This window comes from Providencia sp. Je.9.19 (assembly GCF_051129765.1).
In the GTDB taxonomy this organism is placed as follows: domain Bacteria; phylum Pseudomonadota; class Gammaproteobacteria; order Enterobacterales; family Enterobacteriaceae; genus Providencia.
Genome location: NZ_JBCPSS010000001.1, coordinates 295,187 through 316,930 on the forward strand (window position 1 = coordinate 295,187; position 21,744 = coordinate 316,930).

A 21,744-nucleotide genomic window follows, 5' to 3' on the forward strand; every position below is an offset into this window, starting at 1 on the left:
CCTGAAAATATTCAGTATGTCGAATTAACGCTCTCTATTTTCATATTCACAGATCCGAGCTACTTTCGGCGCTGAACGTCCACCTTCATAGTGAGATGTGAGCCAAGCATCAACAATAGCTTTTGCGAGTTCGGTACCAATAACTCGGGCACCGAAGGTAATAATTTGTGCATTGTTACTTTTTTGAGCACGTTGTGCAGAATAGGTATCATGGCAAAGAGCCGCTCGTATCCCGGTAACTTTATTGGCAACTATCGACATACCAATGCCTGTACCACAAATCAAAATCCCACGTTGATGCTTTCCTTGTTGAATTGCAGTCGCAACTGCATGTGCAACATCAGGGTACATTTCATCTGTAACGCCTGTATTTAAACAATAATCGGTAACCTCAAAATTAAGTGCCTCTAAATGAGATTTGATTAAATCTTTCATTTCAAATGCAGCATCATCGGCACCAATAGCAATAGATAGCATGAGTAAGTTCCTTTTGAACGTTTGTTCGTTGATTAATCATATGTGCTGTCATTAAAAATAAGATGTAATGAACAAATAATCAATAGGTGTACAAATGTTTTTAGATTTAAAGTGTTCAAATTTGTGATATATGACCTTAAATTGACCTTTCTTATCGATAAATTTAATTATTAGTCATTTTATGATGCTTTAATGAGAATATTTGCACTAAATCACACTTTGAGAATCTAGTGATGGGCAATCATTATTAAAAGAGGGTATGGTTTATTTGTATCGATGTTGAACTTATGTTCATTCCAAAAAACCTCTGAGGATAGCATTATGTGTGAACAATGTGATTCAAAAGTAATTATGAGCGAAGGCATCCCGACCAAAATGAAAGCTGTTGTCGCTTATGCACCAAAAGATTACCGGTTAGAAACGGTTGATGTACCCACGATCAGCGAAGAAGAGATACTGATACGAGTCGAAGCTTGTGGAATTTGTGCAGGCGATGTGAAGGCTTTTGAAGGTGCTCCTAGTTTTTGGGGAAATGCGGAGCAGCCTGCTTACATTAAAGCACCAATGATCCCAGGCCATGAATTTATTGGGCATATTGTTGGTTTAGGCTCAAAGGTTGAAGGCTTTACATTAGGTGACCGTGTTATTTCTGAGCAAATAGTCCCTTGCTGGGCGTGTCGTTTTTGCAAGCGGGGTGAGTATTGGATGTGCGAAAAGCATGATTTATATGGCTTTCAAAAAAATGTGAATGGGGGGATGGCGGAGTATATGAGATTCACAAAAGAAGCTATTAATTATCATGTTCCTGCTGATATGCCAATTAAAGACGCCATATTGATCGAACCTTATGCATGTTCATTACATGCAGTTCAACGGGCCAACGTTAAATTAGGTGATGTGGTTGTGCTTTCCGGTGCGGGTACATTGGGGCTAGGTATGATCGGTGCAATTAAAAAATCAGGTGCAGGCAAAATAGTGGTACTGGATTTGTTTGATAAACGACTCGAATTGGCGAAAGAATTTGGAGCCGATATTGTGCTGAATCCAAAGCGTGATGATGTCGATAAAATCGTAAAAGAAATGACGGAAGGTTATGGCTGCGATATTTATATTGAAGCAACAGGTGCGCCAAAGTCGGTAGAACAAGGGCTTAAAATGATTCGCAAGCTAGGAACCTTTGTTGAGTTTTCCGTATTTAAAGATCCCGTAACGGTAGATTGGAGCATTATAAGTGACCGTAAAGAGCTTGACCTATTAGGCTCGCATCTTGGCCCATATTGCTATCCACTCGTTATTGAAGGAATTGGCAATGGTGATTTTCCAACAAAAGGTGTAGTTACCGATATTTTGCCATTAGAACAGTTTGCAGAAGGCTTTTCGATGATGGCCAAAGGTGACCCGCATATCAAAGTGGTTCTTGATCCAAACCTGTAATGCAGTAGTGGGCTCAACGTAAGCATGGATTCAAAATAAAACTATAAAATTGGACCTGAATAATTTTACCCGACCAAAGGCATCCTACTCAGGTCCAAACCCAGCGAACAAGCACTGAGGTTAACGGTATGATAATCAATAAACTGTCTAAAGTAACGGGTTTTTCACCCAAACTACTACTTGGCTATTTTGGCGTACTTATTTTCATGATGGGGGAAGGGCTAGAACAAGGCTGGCTATCTCCCTTTATTATTAGCCGTGGTATGACGGTTGAAGAGTCATCCTTATTATTCAGTGTCTATGGCTTTTGTGCCGCGGTTGCAGCTTGGCTATCGGGAGTTCTTGCCGAAGTTTATACCGCGCGTAAGGTGATGATCTTTGGTTTTGTCATGTTTGTTATAGGTTCGATAATATTCCTATCTGTTGGTTTGCCAAGTAACAGCTTGTCTATCATGATCCCTACCTACGCTTTGCGCGGATTTGGTTATCCAATGTTTGCTTACGGCTTCCTAGTCTGGGTTGCTTATGAGGCACCAATTAAAAAACTCGGTTCTGCGGTGGGAATATTTTGGTTTGTGTACAGTGGTGGATTGGGTGTACTTGGTGTGATGTATTCCAGTTATGCATTGCCGATGATGGGGGAAATGGCAACATTATGGAGCGGGCTTATTTTTGTCACCATTGGGGCCTTTATTGCGATTGCGCTCAATCGTCACGCTGCTGGCTACCCAAATGAAAAACCAAAAGAAAAAGTCTCCATTCGTTATTTATTTAAGGGCATAACTATTGCGTTTGAGAACCCAAAAATTGGTTTGGGGGGGATCGTTAGAACCATTAATACATCAGCAGCTTATGGTTTTGTTATTTTTATGCCAATGTTCCTCGCGGACTTTGGCTATACACGTACGGAATGGTTACATATTTATGCTACTTTGTGGACGGTCAATATTGCTTTTAATCTTATTTTTGGTGTAGTCAGTGACCGTATTGGTTGGCGCAATATTGTGATTTGGTTCGGATGTGTGGGCTGTATGGTTTGTACACTTATGTTTTATTACGTACCGTATTATTTTGGTCATAATTATTCGCTGATGATGATTGCAGCGGGATTATTCGGCGCTTGCCTAGCAGGTTATGTTCCGTTATCAGCCATCATGCCAAGCCTTGCCCCTGAAAATAAAGGTGCGGCTATGTCCATTCTAAATTTAGGTGCAGGTCTTAGTACTTTTGTTGGTCCTGCACTTGTGGGCTTATTTATAAGTAGCCTCGGCGCATTTGGGGTGATTTGGATCTTCTCTGGACTTTACTTGCTTAGTGCAATATTGATGAGATTTATTACTGTACCAAAAGAACTTCTTGAGCAGTCTGAACAGATGCAGCTAACACCAGAAAATTAATAAAAAGAGGGAATTATGAACAGAATCATTAATGAACCTGACCATGTTGTTGAAGATGCTATTCAAGGTTATTTGAAGGCACATCCTACTTATTTTGCTGAAACGGAAAATGCTCGGGTATTAAAGTATCCGAAAGCACCTATTCAAGGAAAAGTTGGTATTGTGACCGGCGGTGGTTCAGGGCATGAACCTGCATTTTTAGGGTATGTGGGTGAAAATATGTTAGATGCTGTGGCGATTGGTGAAATTTTTTCATCACCTACAGCGGGTTCTTTTTTAGATGCGTTTAAAGCTGCGGACAGTGGTGCTGGTGTTGCTTGCCTATATGGTAACTATGCTGGCGATAACATGAACGTCAAAATAGCGATAAAAAAAGCCGAAAAAGCAGGCATGAAAATTAGAACAGTTGTTGCTACAGATGACGTGGCTTCAGCTCCTGCTAATGAAAAAGAAAAACGCCGTGGTGTTGCGGGTGAAATATTAATGTGGAAAGTTGGCGCTGCAGCCGCAAGTAAGGGGTATGACCTCGATGGTGTTATTAGCGCTGCGCAAAAAGCAATTAATAACTGTCATTCAATTGGTGTGGGATTAACGTCATGCACTATCCCTGCGGTTGGGCATCCTAATTTTCACATTGAAGATGGCATGATGGAATTAGGCATTGGGCATCACGGAGAACCTGGAATTGAAATCATGCCAATACAATCTGCTGCCCAAATGGCGGCTACAATGCTAAAACCTATATTAGCTGACATGCAGGTTCAATTGGATGATGAAGTTGTCGTACTGGTATCGGGTTTAGGCGCGACTCCCGTAATGGAGCTCTACATTTATTACGCAGAAGTTGAAAAGCAGCTAAGTGAGCAGGGTGTCCGTATCGCACGTAATTATGTCGGTAATTATTTTACTTCACTTGAAATGATGGGCGTGACACTGACATTAATGAAATTAGATAAAGAGCTTAAAGATTTGATGGATGTTCCTGCGTATTCATTAGGTTTAACACAAGTTAAGTAAAGGAGCTGGCTATGCAGATTATTTCAACGGATTATGGGAATAAAATTACGCTCGATTTAGTTAACATCATTTTGGCTAACCGTGAGTATCTTAGCGAAATAGATGGAGCAATCGGTGATGGTGATCATGGTATAAATATGGCGAAAGGATTTAATTTATGCGCTAAAGCGATCGAAGGGCGCACAATATCATTAAGTGAAGGTTTTGAAGAGATATCTGACGCGCTAATGGAGGGAATCGGCGGTTCTATGGGGCCACTTTATGGTAGTTTCTTTATGGGAATGTCTGACAGTATTGCCGATAAAGCCTGCTTAACACAGCAAGATTTTTTCTCTATGCTAAACAATGGATTAATCGAATTACAAGATATCAGTAGTGCAAATGTAGGGGACAAGTGTTTGATGGATACGCTCATTCCTGCGATTAATGCGTTTGAAGCGTCAATGTTAGCAGGTAATGATTTTAAACAATCTCTTAATTCTATGCAAACTGCCGCTATTGCAGGACGTGATTCTACGCTTGATTTGGTCGCTAAAATTGGTCGAGCTAGTCGATTAGGTGAACGTTCTCGTGGTGTTTTAGGTGCGGGGGCGACTTCATGTTGTTTATTGTTATGCCAACTTGCTGATAGTGTTGAAAAACAAAATGTGTTAATTAATGTTTAACACTTAATTCTATTTGATTACTTATGTTGCTGCATACCATGCTATGAATGCGGGTATGCATCAACTTGATTTTATAACTCACTTATTAATTGGCGCTAGAAACGCTATACTGAAATCTTATTTAATCTTGTTGCGATAAATACCAATTAGAGGAATTCATTACTTTATGGAGAGATCAAAAGCATCTTCCGATATCGAGCTGCTCACTGAAATTGCGATAGCTTATTATCGTGATGAAATTACTCAAGAAGAGATCGCCAACAAATTTGGTATATCACGCATCAAAGTGGGACGCTTACTCAAACGTGCCAAAGAAGAAGGCATTGTTGAAATTAACGTGCGTTACCACCCTATATTTAGTACCCAACTGGAACAACAGCTTCTTTCTCGCTTCCCTATATCCCGAGCATTGATTGCTTTAGATCATCCTGATGAAGAGGAACAACGTTATCAGGTCGGTGCATTAGTGGCCAATTATCTTTCGACAACATTGCGAGATAACATGATTGTGACTGTAGGACAAGGGCGGAATGTTGCTGTTGTTGCAGATAGTGGGGGCGCGGTACCCGAGAAAGATTGTCGTTTTATTTGTGGGATTGGCGGGACTCATCGCCCTGGTGATTCGATTAATGCTGATCACATCAGCCGTCGATTAGCTAAAAAATTTGGTGGTACTAGTGAGACACTGTATGCACCTGCTTATGTTGAGAATAATGAGCTTAAGCAATCATTTATGAAAAACGGTACAATTAAAGAAACGCTTGACCGAGCGCGTAAAGCGGATATTGCGTTGATTGGTATTGGTGACATGAATGAAGATAGTTACATGGTCAAATTAGGCTGGTTTACACCGCGTGAAATTGTCGATGCAAGTTTAAATCAAGGTGTCATAGGTGATATTGCTGGATATGATTTTTTCAATTCACAAGGGCAACATGTTGATACGGTAATGAATGATCGTGTTATTGGTTTAAGCATTGATGAATTAAGACAAATACCTTGTGTGATAGCGATTGCTTCTGAACCCTCAAAATCGATGGCAATAATGGGGGCACTACGTACTGGTGCGATTGATATTATCGCAACTAGTGCGAGTAATGTACGTACGATTTTAAAAATGTCGCAATAAGAAGATTTCTATTATATTTTAAAAGCTGAGTAAGATAAGTATATTTGTGGTGTTTTAGAGAACACGTTGAAATAAGTTTACATGAACTCATGATTTGCCATATTATTTTGTGGTAATAATATTTAGGGAGATGGCATTCCTCCTGTGATAAACCGCCCATTGTGGCTGATGATGCCTACGTTAACCTTTTCAATCGATAGGGTACGTAGGTATTATGTGCCCTAAATTTAGGGCATAAATGTATCTCAAGGTTTTTCCTTTCATTTATTCCCCCGTTATGTTTTAAGGGAATTATCTATGTATGCAGCGCTTTTCGCTATTGCCGTCGGTTCAGTTTTAGGGGGATGGCTAAGATGGTTTGTCAGTTTGAAACTCAATCACTTTTATCCCAATATTCCTCTTGGAACCGTATTTGTTAATCTAATTGGTGGGTTTATTATTGGATTTGCTATCTCTTATTTTGCAAGTGCCAATATCAGTTCAACCTATAAATTATTTATCGTGACAGGCTTTTGTGGTGCGTTTACGACTTTCTCAACTTTTTCGTTGGAAGTTTTGGTGCTCATTCAAGAAGGAAAATTAGCCTTTGCTTTTAGCACGATAGCCATTCATGTTATCGGTGCTCTACTCTTTACTTTACTTGGAATGCTGTGTCATAACTGGCTAGCTCAAGGCTAAATAACCTAATTGAATTAGCTCAAGCGATTGAATCTATTACCGCTTGAATTAATTCAAACTATGGAGTTAGGCATCTGTAAGTAACTTACGGGCGGTGGCTTCATCGGTGACGAGCCCTGATATCCAACGGCCATTAAGCACAGCTTTAACGGCTTTATATTTATGCATGCCACCGGAAAAGGCTATGACAGGCTTTTTTGTCTGTGCTTCTAGCGGTACGCTGGTGTGTGTATCATCAAGTTCGGTAGACAGTCGCTCTCCATTGGCTTGAATAAAATGCCCAAGCATTTCTGCTGCAACGCCTTTTTCAAGTAGCATTGCAACTTGCTTATCAGTAATAAAACCTTCTGAATTCAAAGGGCAGCCAATACCAACCTCACCAATGCCTAAAAAGGTAATATCAGCATTGATAGCTTTTTCAGTCACGTCTTTATAAACACGATGTTGGCACCACATTGCTTTATCTTCAGGACTATCTGCATATAATGGCACCGGTAAGATGTAGTGCCGACAATGTAATTTTTCAGCAAAACTGAGGGGAACATCATAACGCGTTGCAGAGCTATCTCGTGCAATGGCACCAATTAATGAAACACATTGATGTTGAGGAGTGTTTAAATTGGGCAATGCATCAATAATATGGCGCAAAGTTCGGCCAGATCCAATACCAATCACCTGTGGCTCTTCTTTATCAATAAGTTGTTCCATCAACTCTGCACCCGCGACAGCTATCATATCTAATACTGACTCTGCATCAAGCTCTCCCGAAGGAACCACATAACAGTGTGTTAGCTGATATTTTTCCTGTATTTCAGTGGCTAACTTTAAACATTCAGTTATTGGGTGCGTTATCTGAACATGTACCATTCCCTGTTCTTTTGCTAGCGATATTAGGCGCTGAGCGACCTGCCTTGATAATCCTAATTCATGGGCTATCTCTTGCTGTGTTTTGCCAGCAACAAAATATAGCCAAGCTGCGCGTGCGGCTTGCTCCATTTTTTTCATTTCTCGCAGCATTCGTATTTCCCCACTTTTTATTATTGTGTTTATGAGCCATGGACGGATGATTAATTAGTCAATGAACTATGAGTCAGTGAACAAGAGATATGAGCCATTATTTATCTTCAGCCTAATTATGGCGATTATTGTAGTTTTGGGCAAATGTTTATTAAAAGGGCAAAAGTTAATACTGTGAGCGCTATCGCAGTAATATTAATGCTATTGAAACTAAACTATAACAAATGGGCATATGCCCTATAAATAAACAAATATCCAATTCAGGTTGAGGAGTCACAATGTTAAAACAAAAATCGGTGTGGATGCATATCGGCGCAGGTTCATTTCATCGTGCGCATCAAGCTTGGTATTTACACCGTTTAATTCAGCAAGGGGATGATAGTTGGTCGATTGCGCTGGGGAATATTCGTAACGATGCCAACACACTATTAGACAACTTAGCAAAACAAAATGGTGAATACACACTTGAAACGGTTTCACCTGAAGGTGAACGCAAATATGAAAAAATCACGTCGGTGCGTAAAATTTTGCATTGGGACGAAAAATTAACAGAATTAGTTAAGCAAGGTTGTGAAAAAGAAACTCGCGTTATTGCTTTTACTGTGACTGAAGGCGGTTATTATTTAACACCTCAACATGAATTAGATAGTGAACAATCTGATATTAAAGCAGATTTGAAAGGTGAGTTGCGTACTATTTACGGCACACTAGCACATATTTTACGAGCACGTTTAGCGGCTCATGGGGAAGCGGTTACTTTACTTAATTGTGATAATTTACGCCATAATGGTGAACGCTTTAGACATGGTTTTCTCTCTTTTCTACAATTAAAGGGCGAAATCAAATTATATGAATGGGTAAAAAATCAAACTCGTTCACCGAATACTATGGTTGACAGAATTACACCTCGTCCAACGCCAGATGTTGCTGAGCGTGTGAAGCAACATACGGGATGGGATGATAAAGCCCCTGTTATGGGAGAGTCTTTTATTCAATGGGTAATAGAAGACGATTTTATCAATGGGCGTCCTGCACTGGAAAAAGTTGATGTAGAAATGGTGGATTCTGTATTGCCATGGGAAGAAGCCAAAATTCGTATTTTAAATGCGAGCCACAGCTGTATCGCTTGGGCGGGAACGTTGATTGGCTTGAACTTTATCGATGACAGCACCCGTGAGCTACCTATCAAACAAATGGCTTGGAATTATGTTACCCAAGATGTTATTCCGTCATTGTCTCCGAGTCCGTTAGATTTAGAACAGTATCGCGATGTGGTATTAGCGCGCTTTAGTAACCCTTATATTAAAGATACAAATCAACGTGTTGCCGCGGATGGTTTATCTAAGATCCCAGGATTCATTACGCCGACATTGCAAGAACGTTATGCACAACAACAAACGCCAAGTGCGACAGCGGTACTACCCGCACTATTTTTTGTATTCCTTAAACGTTGGGCGCAAGGAAAGTTGCCTTATGAATACCAAGATGGTGTTTTGGATGTGGCCTATTACCAAACGCTGATGAACGCTGATAATGCGCTCGATAAATTTGTTGCAGATGAAACGTTATTTGGCTCATTAGCCAATTCGGCTGAATTTCATACATTAATGATAAATACCGTGGCAAATATTGAAAACTGGCTTAAATCGCCAGAACAGACATTGTAAAGGAGATTTGTCATGTATCTCGGAATTGACCTTGGCACTTCAGAACTTAAAGCGGTATTGATTGATGGAGACGGTGAAATTGTTGCGTCTAGTCATATGGCTTTAACTGTACAACGACCTTATCCGCAGTGGGCAGAACAATCTCCTGATAGCTGGTGGGAAGCGACCAATGCGGTTGCCGCAACATTACGACAAAAGGCGCCTAAAGAATGGGCGGCGATAAAAGCTATCGGTTTATCTGGGCAGATGCATGGTGCTGTTTTACTTGATCAAAAAAATAATGTGCTACGTGATTGCATCCTCTGGAACGATACCCGTAGTGCGAATGAATGTAATTGGCTAATGGAAAACTACCCGCAATTTTTGACCATAGGGGCAAACTTGGTCATGCCAGGCTTTACTGCCCCTAAATTATTGTGGGTTGAACGTCATGAACCTGAGATTTTTAGCCAAATTGGAAAGGTATTGCTACCGAAAGATTATTTGCGTTGGAAGATGACTCGTGAGTTTGTTAGCGAGATGTCTGATGCTGCGGGAACTTTATGGTTAGATGTCGCAAAGCGCGATTGGTCTGATGAATTATTGGCTGCAACAAATTTGACTCGTGAACAAATGCCATCATTAGTGGAGGGTTCTGAGAAAAGTAGCGTATTAAGCGCTGATCTTGCCTCGCATTGGGGGCTAAGTGCAGATGTCATCGTCGCTGGTGGTGGGGGGGACAATGCGGCTTCTGCGGTTGGTGTTGGCGCGATTAATGAAGGCGATGCTTTAATTTCATTGGGTACCTCTGGTGTGATTTTTGTGGTTAACAATCAATTACAAGCCGCGCCACATAAGGGGGTACATGCTTTTGCTCATGCACTACCTAACCGTTGGCATCAAATGAGTGTGATGTTGAGTGCAGCAAATTGTTTACGTTGGCTGTGCCAGCTATTGTCGACAACAGAAAATCAATTGATGGACGAAGTTGGTCAATTGAGTGAAGAACAGAAAAAACAATCCCCCGTATTTTTGCCTTATCTTTCAGGGGAAAGGACGCCTCATAATGACCCTTTTGCGACAGGATCATTTTTTGCACTGAAAAATGAAACGACTCGTGGACAGCTGGGTTTTGCTGTTATTGAAGGCGTTACTTTTGCACTTGCAGATGGCATGCAGGTGCTTAAAGAAACAGGAACACAAGTCAGCTGTTGTAGCTTAACAGGAGGAGGGGCTCGGAGTCCTATTTGGGCACAGCTTATTGCGGATGTAATTGATATTCCAATAGTTACCCATCCTGCGAGCTCTTCTGGTGCACTCGGTGCTGCGCGCCTAGCTTGGTTAGCGGATGGTGGAATTGAAGAGCTGGTGTGCCGTAAACCCGATGTTCTGAGCACTTTTTTGCCTTGTAAAGATAACCAAGTCTGGCTTAAGCAACGTTTAGATGTGTTTAGATTATTGTATCAACAGCAAAAACAAGCAAGAGCATTAATGCCGTGATAGGACCAGTAACGGCGGTTATTTACCCTACAAGCCGTCGTTACTTTATGTGTTTTCGATTTAAAAAACATTTAATTAATAAAACTACAATTTAAAAAAGAGGAAACTGCAATGGAGCAAAAGCAGTATTGGCTTGGATTACCTAAGCATTTGTTCTGGGGTTTCATCGCTATCGCTATTTTTATGAGCGGTGATGGTTTTGAAATGGCCTTTCTATCTAAACATATTACTGATCTTGGCTTTACACCGACACAATCTGCGATGGTTTTCACTGTATATGGATTAATGGCTGCGGTAGCGGCTTGGGCGTCGGGCGTTGTTGCTGAAATTATCACTCCATTGAAAGCCATGATGATAGGTTTCGTGTTGTGGATCGTAATGCATGTTTTATTCATGGCATTTGGACTCGGAATGAAAAGCTATTCAATGATGCTGTTATTTTATGGTATCCGTGGTTTGGCTTATCCACTATTTATCTATTCATTTATGATGATGTTGGTTCAAGTTATTCCTCGCGCGCATTTAGCAGCAGCGACAGGGTGGTTTTGGGCGATGTATTCAGTGGGTATCGGTGTTATTGGTAGCTATTTACCGAGTTTTTCCATCCCATATATGGGGGAGACGGGAACACTTTGGATGGCGATAGGTTGGGTTGCCATTGGGGGGGCAATTGCTTATTTTAGTCTCCGTAATGTGCCTGTTGATCGCTCGAAAGTAAATTTACCGATGAAAGATAAAATGTCCGAGCTGTCACGTGCTGCGACAATTTTATTTACCAATAAAAATATCCTTATGGCAAGTATCATTCGTATAATTAATACAATTTCGCTATTTGGATTTGCGATTATTATGCCATTATTATTTGTTGATAGATTAGGGTTTACTATTTCTGAGTGGCTACAAATTTGGGCAGTGTTCTTTTTTGTGACTATTTTCACCAATATTTTTTGGGGTATTGTTGGAGAACATATCGGCTGGATCCGTCAAGTAAGATGGTTTGGTTGTTTAGGTATGGCAGTATCGAGTTTAATGTTTTATTACCTACCCGTATATTTTGGTCATAATTTCGCGATTGCATTAATTCCAGCCATTATGTTAGGAATATTTGTTGCCGCATTTGTCCCTATGACGGCAGTATTCCCAAGTATAGAGCCTCATCATAAAGGTGCTGCGGTATCTATTTACAACTTATCTGCTGGTCTTAGTAATTTTGCTGCGCCGGCTATTGCGAGTTTATTTCTTCCTTTTTTTGATATTGTCGGTGTTGTTTGGGCTTACACTGGTTTGTATATATTTGCGGGCGTTTTAACTTTCTTTATTAAAGTGCCACAACCTGGATTTGAAAATAACCGTAAAATTAAAAATGTGATTGTTTCATCAGAGCAGTCAGCTGCAAATCAGTAATGTATTAGGGATTAAACTCAAATAATGCCGTAAACCTGATTTTGCGAATTCAAACAACCTCATCGATATTTAATATATTTGTGAGGTTTTTTTATTTATTACATTTAAAGATATTTACGCCTTTTATGTTTATGTTGAAAGGGAAATAACTCAAAAATATAAAAAAGTAGAATATATGGTTCAAAGAAAAAATTCATTGTTATTGTTGTGTCTTTTTTAGATTGTTGTCATGTGTAATTAAAAATATAAGCCTAGGTAATAGAATATAATTTCATGGTTTAAAAATTAACCTGAAGATTATATCGTTAAAAAAAATATATAAATAAGAATTTAACACTAATTCTCTATTGGATTATTAGAGGATGTGGGAAGTATATAGCTAAGCTTTATTATATCTGACTATAAGATTTATTATCTCTGATTATTCCTATCTCTGTCATCCTGGTTTTGTGACCTATACATCTGGATTTTCAATGATATTATGAAATTTGTTGCGTTTTTGTATAAGTACAGATAATTACTCTTAATATTGGTTGTATAACATTCATAAGCAAAATTTTAATCTGTCTCAATGTAAGATAAAAAGTTTGTAAAACTAAAAATAAACAATTAAAAAAAGATACATTCGGGGAAAAAGTCATGTCACAGATGTTAGCGCTGTTTCTTATAGTGGGGATATTGTATATCGGCGATGCGATAGCGGTGAGGACCAAAGCATGGATCCCGTCGGTTTTCGTTTGTGCTGTTTTATTTTTGGTTGGCTATTGGACTATATTTCCAAAAGATATTGTCAGCATTGCCGGTATTCCACAAGTTGTTGCTGTATCACTGATGTATTTATTGATAACCAATATGGGAACCTTATTATCGCTTAAGGAATTACTGCGACAATGGAAAACAATTTTAATTTCCTTATCCGGTATTTTAGGCATCATCGTCTTTATTTATATCATCGGGATGGCACTGTTTGATTTAAATACCGTATTGGTTGCAATACCACCGCTGGTGGGCGGCATTGTCTCTTCATTAATTATGTCAAAGGGTGCGGCGGAAGCGGGTCTTGTTGATCTTTCTGTTTTTGCCATCTTAATTTATGTAATGCAAGGCTTTGCGGGATATCCACTAACAGCAGTTATGTTAAAAAGAGAAGGGCGTCGTGTTTTAGAGCAGTATCGTAGTGGGAAATGGCATGAATCATTAGCTGCGGAAGGGGCTAATGATGTTGAAGTTAAAACGTTGGTTTCAGAAGATGAAATGCCGCGTATGTTTAAAAAAATACCTTCTCATTATAATACTAGCTACTTTAAATTTTTACGATTAGCGGCTGTGGGGTATATCGCTTACATTGTTTCTTCATGGGCCGCGCCATACGTTAGCATTAGCCCATTTGTATTATGTTTATTATTTGGTGTTATTGCATCGTCGGCTGGATTTTTAGAAAGACAACCATTGCAAAAAGCCAATGGCTTTGGTTTTGCCATCATGGGATTAATGTTATTTATTTTTGATACATTAAATCATGCAACTCCCGATATGCTATTACGCCTTGTTTATCCGATGGTCGTGTTAATTGTCGCCGCTGTTATCGGTATGTATATTGCTTCATGGATAGTAGGTCGAATTTTAGGTGTTTCCAAAGAGATGGCTTTTGCGGTTTCATTAACAGCGTTGTATGGCTTTCCAGCAGATTATATTATCACTAATGAAGCGATTAATGCCTTAACCAAAGATGAGAAAGAGCGTCAAATACTTACAAGTCACATGTTAGGGCCTATGTTAGTCGGTGGCTTCATTTCAGTTACGATGGTTTCAGTGGTCTTAGCTGGAATTATGGTTGCTTACATTGTTCCGGTTGCAGGGTAATTATTATGGAAACAAGTATTTCTAGAATACAACGTCATTTAGAGCAATTGGCGGAATATACATTAACACCTGGGCAAGGTACTACGCGCATGAGCTATAGCGAGCAAGATAGTCAAGCTCGTGCTTACTTAAAACAGGAAATGACTGCATTAGGTTTGCTTGTCCGTGAAGATGCGATTGGTAATATTTATGGTCGATTAGAAGGACAACAGCCTGAGCTTCCGGCGGTGATTATTGGTTCTCACTTTGATTCGGTGCCTAATGGTGGGGCTTTTGATGGCCCTGCAGGTATTATCACTGGATTGGATGTGGTCGCGCGTCTGCGTGAGCAAAACCTCCAGCCACGTTATCCACTTGAGGTGATCGCACTGGTTGAAGAGGAAGGAACGAGCTTTGGTCGTGGTTTGATGGCATCTAGTGTGATAACCGGACTGATTGGTAGTAAAGAACTTCATCAGTTAAAAGATAGACAAGGTGTTAGTGCCGCGCAGCGTATGGCGACAGTAGGCTTCAATGCAGATAAAGCCCATGAAGCGGTGCTGAAACCAGAGTCGGTGAAAGCATTTCTAGAATTACATATTGAGCAAGGTCCTGTATTAGAGCAAGCCAATGAAGATGTTGGAATTGTCGATACCATTGTTGGTATTAGTCAATTAGAAATAAAACTTCAGGGCAAAGCAGGCCATGCAGGTACTACGCCAATGAATATGCGTGCTGATGCATTAGTTTGTGCTAGCCATATTATTAGTCATATACCCGTGCTTGCTAAAGCTGCGGGCGATAATACGGTAGCGACGGTGGGGCGCTTAAATGTGATGCCTAATGGTGCAAATGTTATTCCAAGTGAAGTTATTTTTAGTGTCGATATTCGTTCAAAAAATGATGTTGCGTTACGAAAGGTCATTGAGCAAGTTATTGAATTAACAGAGCAAGAAAGTGAAAAATTCAATATTACTAGCGCTATTGCTCAGCCTTTGTATGTGAAGCCGACAGTATTGAATAGTGATATTTGTGAATTAATGAAACAGCACGCCAGTGCACAAAATTTACGTTTTCGTACCATGGTGAGCGGTGCAGGTCATGACACGATGATTTTTGCAGGCATTACTCAGACAGGACTCATTTTTGTTCCTAGCCGTAACGGTTTAAGTCATCACCCTGATGAATGGACTGATTATGCACAAATCGCACGCGGTGTGGATCTGATGTTTGCTACAGTAAAATCGCTGACTGAATGTTAATCATTATAAATTATTAGAACAATAAATTGCATATAACTAAATTGTAAAAAGTAAATTTCAATTAAAGTGTTTGCAAAAAAGGCAAAAGGTAAAAAATGGTCAATACAACAATTGCAGCTGCAATCAAAAAACATACACAAGATATGATTGCATTTCGTCGTGAGCTCCATGCAAACCCTGAGTTATCGTGGGAAGAGGTACGAACGACCCAGCGCATCGCCCAAGAGCTGGCAAAAATTGGCATTGAATATCGACTTACCGAGCCAACGGGAATTATTGCTGAAATCAAAGGCGGTAAACCAGGCAAAACCGTTGCATTGCGAGCGGATATCGATGCATTACCTGTTTTAGAGTTGAATGATTCATTAGAGTATAAATCGACAATCAAAGGTAAAATGCATGCTTGTGGACATGATGCGCATACTTCAATGCTACTGACTGCCGCAAAAGCACTTTATGAAGTGCGTGACCAGCTAAAAGGCAATATTAGGTTGATTTTTCAACCGGCTGAAGAAACCGCGAAAGGCGCAAGCGCAATGATCAAACAAGGTGCAATTGAAAACGTGGATAACGTATTTGGTATGCATATTTGGTCTACTACGGCGTCAGGCAAGGTTTCTTGTAATGTAGGCGGAACTTTTGCTTCTGCGGATTTACTTATTGTAAAATTTAAAGGTCGCGGTGGACATGGTTCGATGCCTGAAGCTACCGTTGATGCAGCTATTGTTGCCTCTTCCTTTGTGATGAACTTACAAGCGATAGTTTCCCGTGAAACTTCCTCACTTGATTCTGCGGTTGTCACCATCGGAAAAATGGAGGTGGGTACCCGCTTTAATGTTATTGCAGAAAATGCGGTGTTAGACGGGACTGTTCGCTGTTTTGATCTAGAAACTCGTACCCGCATTGAAGCGGCTATTCGTCGTTATGCAGAGCATACAGCTGCAATGTATGGCGCAACGGCAGAAGTAGATTACATTTATGGAACATTACCAGTTATCAACGAAGAACGTAGTGCACTGCTAGCACAATCTGTGATTAAACAGGCTTTCGGCGAAGAAACGTTAATGTTTGAAAAACCGACACCGGGCGGTGAAGATTTTAGTTTCTATATCGAAAATATACCGGGCTGTTTTGCTTTATTAGGTTCAGGTAATGCAGAAAAAGATACCCAATGGGCGCATCATCATGGTTGTTTTAATGTTGATGAAGACGCGATGGCAACAGGTGCAGAGCTTTATGCACAGTACGCCTGGTCATATTTACAGCAAGAGAACTTTTAAATGATCTCTATTATGGCTTTCGGATTGATATTATTACCTATACCAGGATTAGCGTTAACCCTATTGCCAGCGCTTTTTGTTTAAACGATGCTAATGGATTATTAGGGTGGAAACCCTAATAATCTTTATTGGTTATGATGAACAAAAATGGCGTCTCTTAAACGTTGCTGCTGCTCAAACCTCTGTTCGTCTGTTAATCCCGCATCATGAGATAACTGTGTGAGCAATTCATTCATGTTATGAACAATATTTTCGTCTAATTTTAAATCAACTTTTTTAACTATTTCTTCGTAATGTGTCATTGCGCATCGTCCTGTAAATTTAAAGGTCAAATTATAAGATATGAAAATATTAAATGCATTATCGATAATTATATCTAATTAAGTGCTAATTTTGTTTATCGATAACCATTACAGCCATCGTATCAGGTTCAAGTGCCCGCATAATATGAGGTTCATCTCCAGGATAATGAATATAATCGCCGGGGTGTAACTCTGTTGGGTTATCAAGCGGGCCGACTAAGGCTCTACCTGACATCAAAATAATATGTTCACTCACACCGTGCATATGGGGTTCTGAAATGCGGTCACGACCTGGTTGAGCAACCACGGTATAAATATCACGTCGTGAATCAGAGGGTGCCGACGAAAGTAAAAAAACTAAATAATTAGCATGTTCAGCACTGATTTGGACACCATCACCATGACGGATCACCGTTACTGTTTCTCGTTTATCTTCAATGAGACGAGCAAATGGAATATCTAAAGCAATACAAAGTGCCCATAACGTCTCAATACTGGGATTACCTTGGCCTGATTCTAATTGGGATAAAGTCGATTTAGCGATCCCTGCCTGACGAGATAATTCAGATAAAGATAACCCGCTTTTTAATCTCTCACGGGCGAGTGCTTTTGATATCAGTTCGATAGGGGGCGAAAGTAAGCTCAATTTTAATATCCTATTTTGATTGACTTAGCGATAATCATCGACATAATGAACGAACGTATTATATATCGAACGGTTGAATTATGCTAACTTCTACACTTAATAATAACACAGTGAAAAATATTACACTGGTGTGTATTGCAGACCTTATTGTTGGAATTTCGTATGGGGCACTGGCTCATTCGCAAGGATTTGATTTATGGGTGCCCCTGACTCTGTCTATTTTAGTTTTAGCTGGGGCATCAGAATTTTTATTTATTGGTGTTATTTTTACGGGAGGAAGCCCTATTTCGGCGGCATTAGCGGGGCTATTAGTAAACTCGCGACATATTCCATTTAGCTTTGCTGTCAGCGAACTGGCAGGAAAGGGGCCAAAAGCACTACTGGGATATCATATTATGAATGATGAAAGTGTCGTATTTGGTTTAGCACAAGAAAATAAAACAGAAAAACGTGCTGCATTTTGGTTATGTGGGATAGGGATCTTAATTTGTTGGCCTGCAGGTGTTTTGATTGGTGAGGCGCTGGGTAGCTTCATTAATGATACTCATGTGTTGGGAATGGATGCAATGTTTCCCGCGATCATTTTAGCATTATCATTACCGGCGCTAAAAGATAAACGTTTGAGGATCACTGCAATTATTGGGGCTGTGATTGCTGTTGCTGTAACTCCAGTATTACCGGCGGGAATACCCGTTTTGCTCGCGTTATTGAGCCTAGTTATTTATATAAGGAAATAATTATGATGGATAATCCATGGCTTATTTTAGCGGGTATTTTAATATTGGCTATTGGTACGTATTTGATGCGCGCATCTGGCGCTATTCTAAAAGATAAAATAGTTTTATCCGACAACAGTCAGGCTCTATTTTCAGCGGCGGCGATTGTGATCTTATTCTCTGTTGCAGTGACTTCAACAATCTTTGATGGAAGTCACCTGTCTGATTTACCTAAAGTCGTTGGTGTTTTGGTGGCTGGTATTTTAACGTGGTTTAAAAAACCATTTATTTTGATTGTGTTATCTGCGGCGGCGGTAACCGCGTTGCTACGTTGGATTCTTTAGTAGTAACATCGAGATATAGCGTAATCATAACCATTTGGTTTTAAAATAGATATTGTCAAAGCTGTCCCTACCTTATCGGTAGGGAACAGACATTTAAGCAGTTAAATCATTTATTGTTTCGGTGGAACCATTTTTCTGGACAGAGGCTATGCCTTTTAGTGCTGATTGTTTTGATGCATACATTTCACTTGTCGCAATGATTTCATGATTTGCAGCTTTTAAAACAAAGTAATAAGGCTGAGCCACATCTTTGGTCGATTTTTTTAGTTCAAAATAACCCATGGTTAGCTCCAAAATAATTTTAACTATATTAAGGTTGATTGAGGTTGGAAATTTAATCTATATAAAAACTTCAGTTTGTATAAGGTATTCAATATATAAGGTAATTCAAGTTATATGAGAAAATGGAATATTATCAATAACTTTTATAGATACTATTAATGGAAATTACGTTTACAACAAATTATCTTTAGTTACTTCGATTTAAAGATTAGTCGTAATAATGTATTTTTACCAGTGCTTAAAAAGTAATTAGGATTAAGTACAAAAAAAAGCCTCTGTAAACAGAGGCAATCGTAGGATATATATAAAATTTTTATTATCTGATTAACATATATTTTATTGGCAATAGATACTATGCGGTTATACATATCGTTGTGAAAGGTATTACCGAACACTTAAATTATATTCAACCATTTGTTCACCAATACAATCAGATTATTGTGTTACGGGTTTGTTCACTGGCAGTGGTGCAGGCATCGTATATTTATTCGAATTTTCAGGAACTTCAATTACTGCAACCTTAACGATATAGCGTTTACCATCTTCAATTTTTGGCACATTATTGGCTATTTTTTTTATTGTTTCATTAGGTGTAGTTGTTTGTTCAGTTACGCTATACACCATGTTATGGTGATTTCCCATATGTTGGCGCGGAGTATGGTTATTATTCGCACTGTTAGCGACTGCTACAAACCCTACTGACATTAAGACTAAAGCAAGTAAACCTGAATTAATTTTTTTCATCATCTATCCCTCTATGTTTTCGATAACTAGATACTCGATGAATTCATTTCTTCTCGCAATCGCTTTTACCTCTGTTGACTGAAGCTTCATAATTACTGCACTTTTTATTCATGTTTGGCTCATATTGCTATTTATTCGCTATTTCTGTACCGATTAAAAGTCAAAATATTAAGTTTTAGTCCAGTTGTGCTGAGCACATTCCAATAGCTGGTGAACAGGGAGGTTATCGTCTAGGATGGCTATAGAGTTAATAAAAAACTAACTAAGTGAGTTGTCATGTCAGATAAAAAAATTCCACTTTCCTTACTCGATTTAGCGCCGATTACTCAAGGTTCGACTGCAAAAGAGGCATTTTCTCATTCTCTAGATTTAGCGAAAATGGCACAAAAGCAAGGCTATTATCGTTATTGGTTAGCAGAACATCATAATATGACGGGAATTGCGAGTGCGGCTACGTCCGTTTTGATTGGTTACCTTGCGGCGAATACAAGCACACTTCGTTTAGGTTCTGGTGGCATTATGCTACCAAATCATTCACCTTTGGTCATTGCTGAGCAATTTGGTACATTAAATACACTGTATCCTGAACGTATTGACCTTGGAATAGGGCGTGCTCCGGGCAGTAATCAGCAAACGATGCAAGCATTGCGTCGCCATATGAATAATGATATCGATAACTTTCCCCAAGATGTTGCTCAAATAGTGAATTGGTTTGATGCGACCGATCCTGATCCTGCCGTGCGTCCAGTTCCTGGATTTGGTGAAAAGGTACCCGTATGGTTATTAGGTTCCAGTTTATATAGTGCAAGGCTTGCGGCTGAAATGGGATTACCTTTTGCTTTTGCATCACATTTTGCCCCCGATTTGTTATTACAAGCGTTGGAATTATATCGTGCTAACTTTAAACCTTCAGATAGGCTAGCTAAGCCTTATGCAATGGTATGCATTAATATTATTGCCGCAGATAGCAATCGTGATGCAGAGTTTCTATTTACGTCTATGCAACAAGCTTTTGTTATGTTGCGTCGTGGACAAACTTCTCAACTCCCACCGCCAGTCGAAAATATGGAAACTATTTGGTCTCCAGCAGAACAATTTGGGGTTCAGCAGGCACTCGCTATGTCTTTGGTCGGCGATAAAGCTAAAATTCATCATGGATTTGAATCGATATTACGTCAAACGCAAGCTGATGAAATTATGGTTAATGGACAAATATTTGATCATCAAGCACGGTTATATTCATTTGAATTGGCAATGCAAGTGATGAATGAAATCTCATGATGAGTTGATTGCAATACTAATTGAGTTAGCTTGGAAGATAACCCAGAAACGCTCTGGGTCATTGACGATTAACAAGCAATTTGCGGTCGATTTGGCTCGAGTGGTGCTAATCCATAAGCCGCGCGAGCTTTATCGCAAGCTTCATTATGTATCCCATTAAGCCAAGATTGCTCAAATTCATGACAAGGCGTTGGTCTTTGGTGATATATTGCACAAGAAACATTTTCCCCAATATTCCCTTTAAGCGCAGTACAGCGTGTATTTTGTTTTTGATTAGTTCCTTGCATACAACTCATAAATGGTGTGATTTGCTCTGTTAGATGTTGTGGTACAGTGCCGCCACCTATTTGCGCTTCAGCCCAATAAAAGGAAACACGAAAATAGGCGCAACAAGCACCGCAGCTAATACAAGGGTTATTTGAGGAATTAGTTTCTAGTATATGAATATTGGTCATATAATTACAGGAGTCCATATTTATAAAATCATTAGAAATATTAATATTAACTGCAATTAAATTGTTTAGTGTTGATGGCTAGTCTATTGTATTTTATTGCTGAGTTATGCAGTATTACTTTTTAAGTAAAAAATAATCCTATATGCTTATTTATCTTTGAAGCTAAAAAAGTTACCCAAAACCTTAGCGAAATTCACCCTCAAAATAGTACAGAAAGTAGACTATT

22 protein-coding genes and 1 riboswitch are annotated in these 21,744 nt (G+C 39.4%); of the genes, 15 read left to right on the forward strand and 7 right to left on the reverse strand.

Features of this window, described 5'->3' with window-relative positions; genetic code table 11:
• Positions 1 to 24: 24 nt before the first annotated feature.
• Positions 25 to 477 carry a ribose 5-phosphate isomerase B gene (gene rpiB / locus AAZR93_RS01485; protein WP_434718778.1) on the reverse strand — a complete coding sequence of 151 codons (453 nt, stop codon included), beginning with the start codon at positions 475 to 477 and terminating at the stop codon, positions 25 to 27.
• Positions 478 to 798: 321 nt separating this feature from the next.
• On the opposite strand from rpiB, the gene AAZR93_RS01490 reads away from it, so the two are divergent.
• The 6 genes from AAZR93_RS01490 to crcB all read left to right on the forward strand — a co-directional run bounded on the left by AAZR93_RS01490 (position 799) and on the right by crcB (position 6,797).
• Complete coding sequence (locus AAZR93_RS01490; protein WP_434718779.1) at positions 799 to 1,911, forward strand: MDR/zinc-dependent alcohol dehydrogenase-like family protein; 1,113 nt, start codon at positions 799 to 801, stop codon at positions 1,909 to 1,911.
• Between the two features lie 128 nt (positions 1,912 to 2,039).
• The gene (locus AAZR93_RS01495; RefSeq protein ID WP_434718780.1) at positions 2,040 to 3,308 is read left to right on the forward strand and encodes an MFS transporter; all 1,269 of its coding nucleotides are present in this window, start codon (positions 2,040 to 2,042) and stop codon (positions 3,306 to 3,308) included.
• Between the two features lie 15 nt (positions 3,309 to 3,323).
• Positions 3,324 to 4,325, forward strand: coding sequence for a dihydroxyacetone kinase subunit DhaK (locus AAZR93_RS01500; protein WP_434718781.1), 1,002 nt, complete (start codon positions 3,324 to 3,326; stop codon positions 4,323 to 4,325).
• Positions 4,326 to 4,336: 11 nt separating this feature from the next.
• A complete protein-coding gene (dhaL, locus tag AAZR93_RS01505) occupies positions 4,337 to 4,990 on the forward strand; it encodes a dihydroxyacetone kinase subunit DhaL (protein WP_434718782.1) in 654 nt (217 codons plus the stop codon).
• A 166-nt stretch (positions 4,991 to 5,156) separates the two neighbouring features.
• Positions 5,157 to 6,119, forward strand: a complete 963-nt coding sequence (locus AAZR93_RS01510) for a sugar-binding transcriptional regulator (RefSeq protein ID WP_434718783.1) — start codon at positions 5,157 to 5,159, stop codon at positions 6,117 to 6,119.
• Between the two features lie 117 nt (positions 6,120 to 6,236).
• Positions 6,237 to 6,304: riboswitch (Fluoride riboswitch) on the forward strand.
• Between the two features lie 112 nt (positions 6,305 to 6,416).
• Positions 6,417 to 6,797 carry a fluoride efflux transporter CrcB gene (gene crcB, locus AAZR93_RS01515; protein ID WP_294107527.1) on the forward strand — a complete coding sequence of 127 codons (381 nt, stop codon included), beginning with the start codon at positions 6,417 to 6,419 and terminating at the stop codon, positions 6,795 to 6,797.
• Positions 6,798 to 6,863: 66 nt separating this feature from the next.
• Here crcB and AAZR93_RS01520 read toward each other — a convergent pair whose 3' ends face one another.
• Positions 6,864 to 7,814 (reverse strand): sugar-binding transcriptional regulator, encoded by a 951-nt coding sequence (locus AAZR93_RS01520; protein WP_434718784.1) that lies wholly within the window; start codon positions 7,812 to 7,814, stop codon positions 6,864 to 6,866.
• Positions 7,815 to 8,092: 278 nt separating this feature from the next.
• Between AAZR93_RS01520 and dalD the strand changes: the two genes are divergently transcribed.
• The 6 genes from dalD to AAZR93_RS01550 all read left to right on the forward strand — a co-directional run bounded on the left by dalD (position 8,093) and on the right by AAZR93_RS01550 (position 16,748).
• On the forward strand, positions 8,093 to 9,481 hold the full coding sequence (gene dalD / locus AAZR93_RS01525; protein ID WP_434718785.1) for a D-arabinitol 4-dehydrogenase: 1,389 nt from the start codon (positions 8,093 to 8,095) through the stop codon (positions 9,479 to 9,481).
• A 12-nt stretch (positions 9,482 to 9,493) separates the two neighbouring features.
• Positions 9,494 to 10,960 (forward strand): xylulokinase, encoded by a 1,467-nt coding sequence (xylB, locus tag AAZR93_RS01530; RefSeq protein WP_434718786.1) that lies wholly within the window; start codon positions 9,494 to 9,496, stop codon positions 10,958 to 10,960.
• Between the two features lie 111 nt (positions 10,961 to 11,071).
• The gene (locus tag AAZR93_RS01535) at positions 11,072 to 12,364 is read left to right on the forward strand and encodes an MFS transporter (protein WP_434718787.1); all 1,293 of its coding nucleotides are present in this window, start codon (positions 11,072 to 11,074) and stop codon (positions 12,362 to 12,364) included.
• A 639-nt stretch (positions 12,365 to 13,003) separates the two neighbouring features.
• Positions 13,004 to 14,227, forward strand: coding sequence for a hypothetical protein (locus AAZR93_RS01540; protein ID WP_294107515.1), 1,224 nt, complete (start codon positions 13,004 to 13,006; stop codon positions 14,225 to 14,227).
• Between the two features lie 5 nt (positions 14,228 to 14,232).
• On the forward strand, positions 14,233 to 15,468 hold the full coding sequence (locus tag AAZR93_RS01545; RefSeq protein WP_434718788.1) for a Zn-dependent hydrolase: 1,236 nt from the start codon (positions 14,233 to 14,235) through the stop codon (positions 15,466 to 15,468).
• Between the two features lie 95 nt (positions 15,469 to 15,563).
• A complete protein-coding gene (locus tag AAZR93_RS01550) occupies positions 15,564 to 16,748 on the forward strand; it encodes a M20 family metallopeptidase (RefSeq protein WP_294107511.1) in 1,185 nt (394 codons plus the stop codon).
• A gap of 125 nt (positions 16,749 to 16,873) precedes the next feature.
• On the opposite strand, the gene AAZR93_RS01555 is transcribed toward AAZR93_RS01550, so the two are convergent.
• Together AAZR93_RS01555 and AAZR93_RS01560 are read right to left on the reverse strand one after the other, a co-directional pair.
• Positions 16,874 to 17,050 (reverse strand): DUF2526 family protein, encoded by a 177-nt coding sequence (locus tag AAZR93_RS01555; RefSeq protein ID WP_434718789.1) that lies wholly within the window; start codon positions 17,048 to 17,050, stop codon positions 16,874 to 16,876.
• A gap of 85 nt (positions 17,051 to 17,135) precedes the next feature.
• Positions 17,136 to 17,696 carry a helix-turn-helix domain-containing protein gene (locus AAZR93_RS01560; protein WP_294107508.1) on the reverse strand — a complete coding sequence of 187 codons (561 nt, stop codon included), beginning with the start codon at positions 17,694 to 17,696 and terminating at the stop codon, positions 17,136 to 17,138.
• An 80-nt stretch (positions 17,697 to 17,776) separates the two neighbouring features.
• On the opposite strand from AAZR93_RS01560, the gene AAZR93_RS01565 reads away from it, so the two are divergent.
• Both AAZR93_RS01565 and AAZR93_RS01570 read left to right on the forward strand, forming a co-directional pair.
• On the forward strand, positions 17,777 to 18,433 hold the full coding sequence (locus tag AAZR93_RS01565) for an AzlC family ABC transporter permease (RefSeq protein ID WP_294107506.1): 657 nt from the start codon (positions 17,777 to 17,779) through the stop codon (positions 18,431 to 18,433).
• 2 nt (positions 18,434 to 18,435) lie between these two features.
• Entirely contained in the window at positions 18,436 to 18,756 is a 321-nt protein-coding gene (locus AAZR93_RS01570; RefSeq protein WP_434718790.1) for an AzlD domain-containing protein, read from the forward strand.
• A 93-nt stretch (positions 18,757 to 18,849) separates the two neighbouring features.
• Here AAZR93_RS01570 and AAZR93_RS01575 read toward each other — a convergent pair whose 3' ends face one another.
• Both AAZR93_RS01575 and AAZR93_RS01580 read right to left on the reverse strand, forming a co-directional pair.
• Positions 18,850 to 19,038 carry a YegP family protein gene (locus AAZR93_RS01575; RefSeq protein WP_294107504.1) on the reverse strand — a complete coding sequence of 63 codons (189 nt, stop codon included), beginning with the start codon at positions 19,036 to 19,038 and terminating at the stop codon, positions 18,850 to 18,852.
• Positions 19,039 to 19,473: 435 nt separating this feature from the next.
• Entirely contained in the window at positions 19,474 to 19,782 is a 309-nt protein-coding gene (locus AAZR93_RS01580) for a hypothetical protein (RefSeq protein WP_434718791.1), read from the reverse strand.
• 276 nt (positions 19,783 to 20,058) lie between these two features.
• Here AAZR93_RS01580 and AAZR93_RS01585 point away from each other — a divergent pair, with 276 nt between their 5' ends.
• Positions 20,059 to 21,063, forward strand: a complete 1,005-nt coding sequence (locus AAZR93_RS01585) for a luciferase-like monooxygenase (RefSeq protein ID WP_434718792.1) — start codon at positions 20,059 to 20,061, stop codon at positions 21,061 to 21,063.
• 68 nt (positions 21,064 to 21,131) lie between these two features.
• Here the strand turns inward: AAZR93_RS01585 and AAZR93_RS01590 are convergent, their stop codons facing one another.
• Positions 21,132 to 21,518: a YkgJ family cysteine cluster protein gene (locus tag AAZR93_RS01590; RefSeq protein ID WP_294107500.1), complete on the reverse strand. Its 387-nt coding sequence runs from the start codon at positions 21,516 to 21,518 to the stop codon at positions 21,132 to 21,134.
• Positions 21,519 to 21,744: the final 226 nt, after the last annotated feature.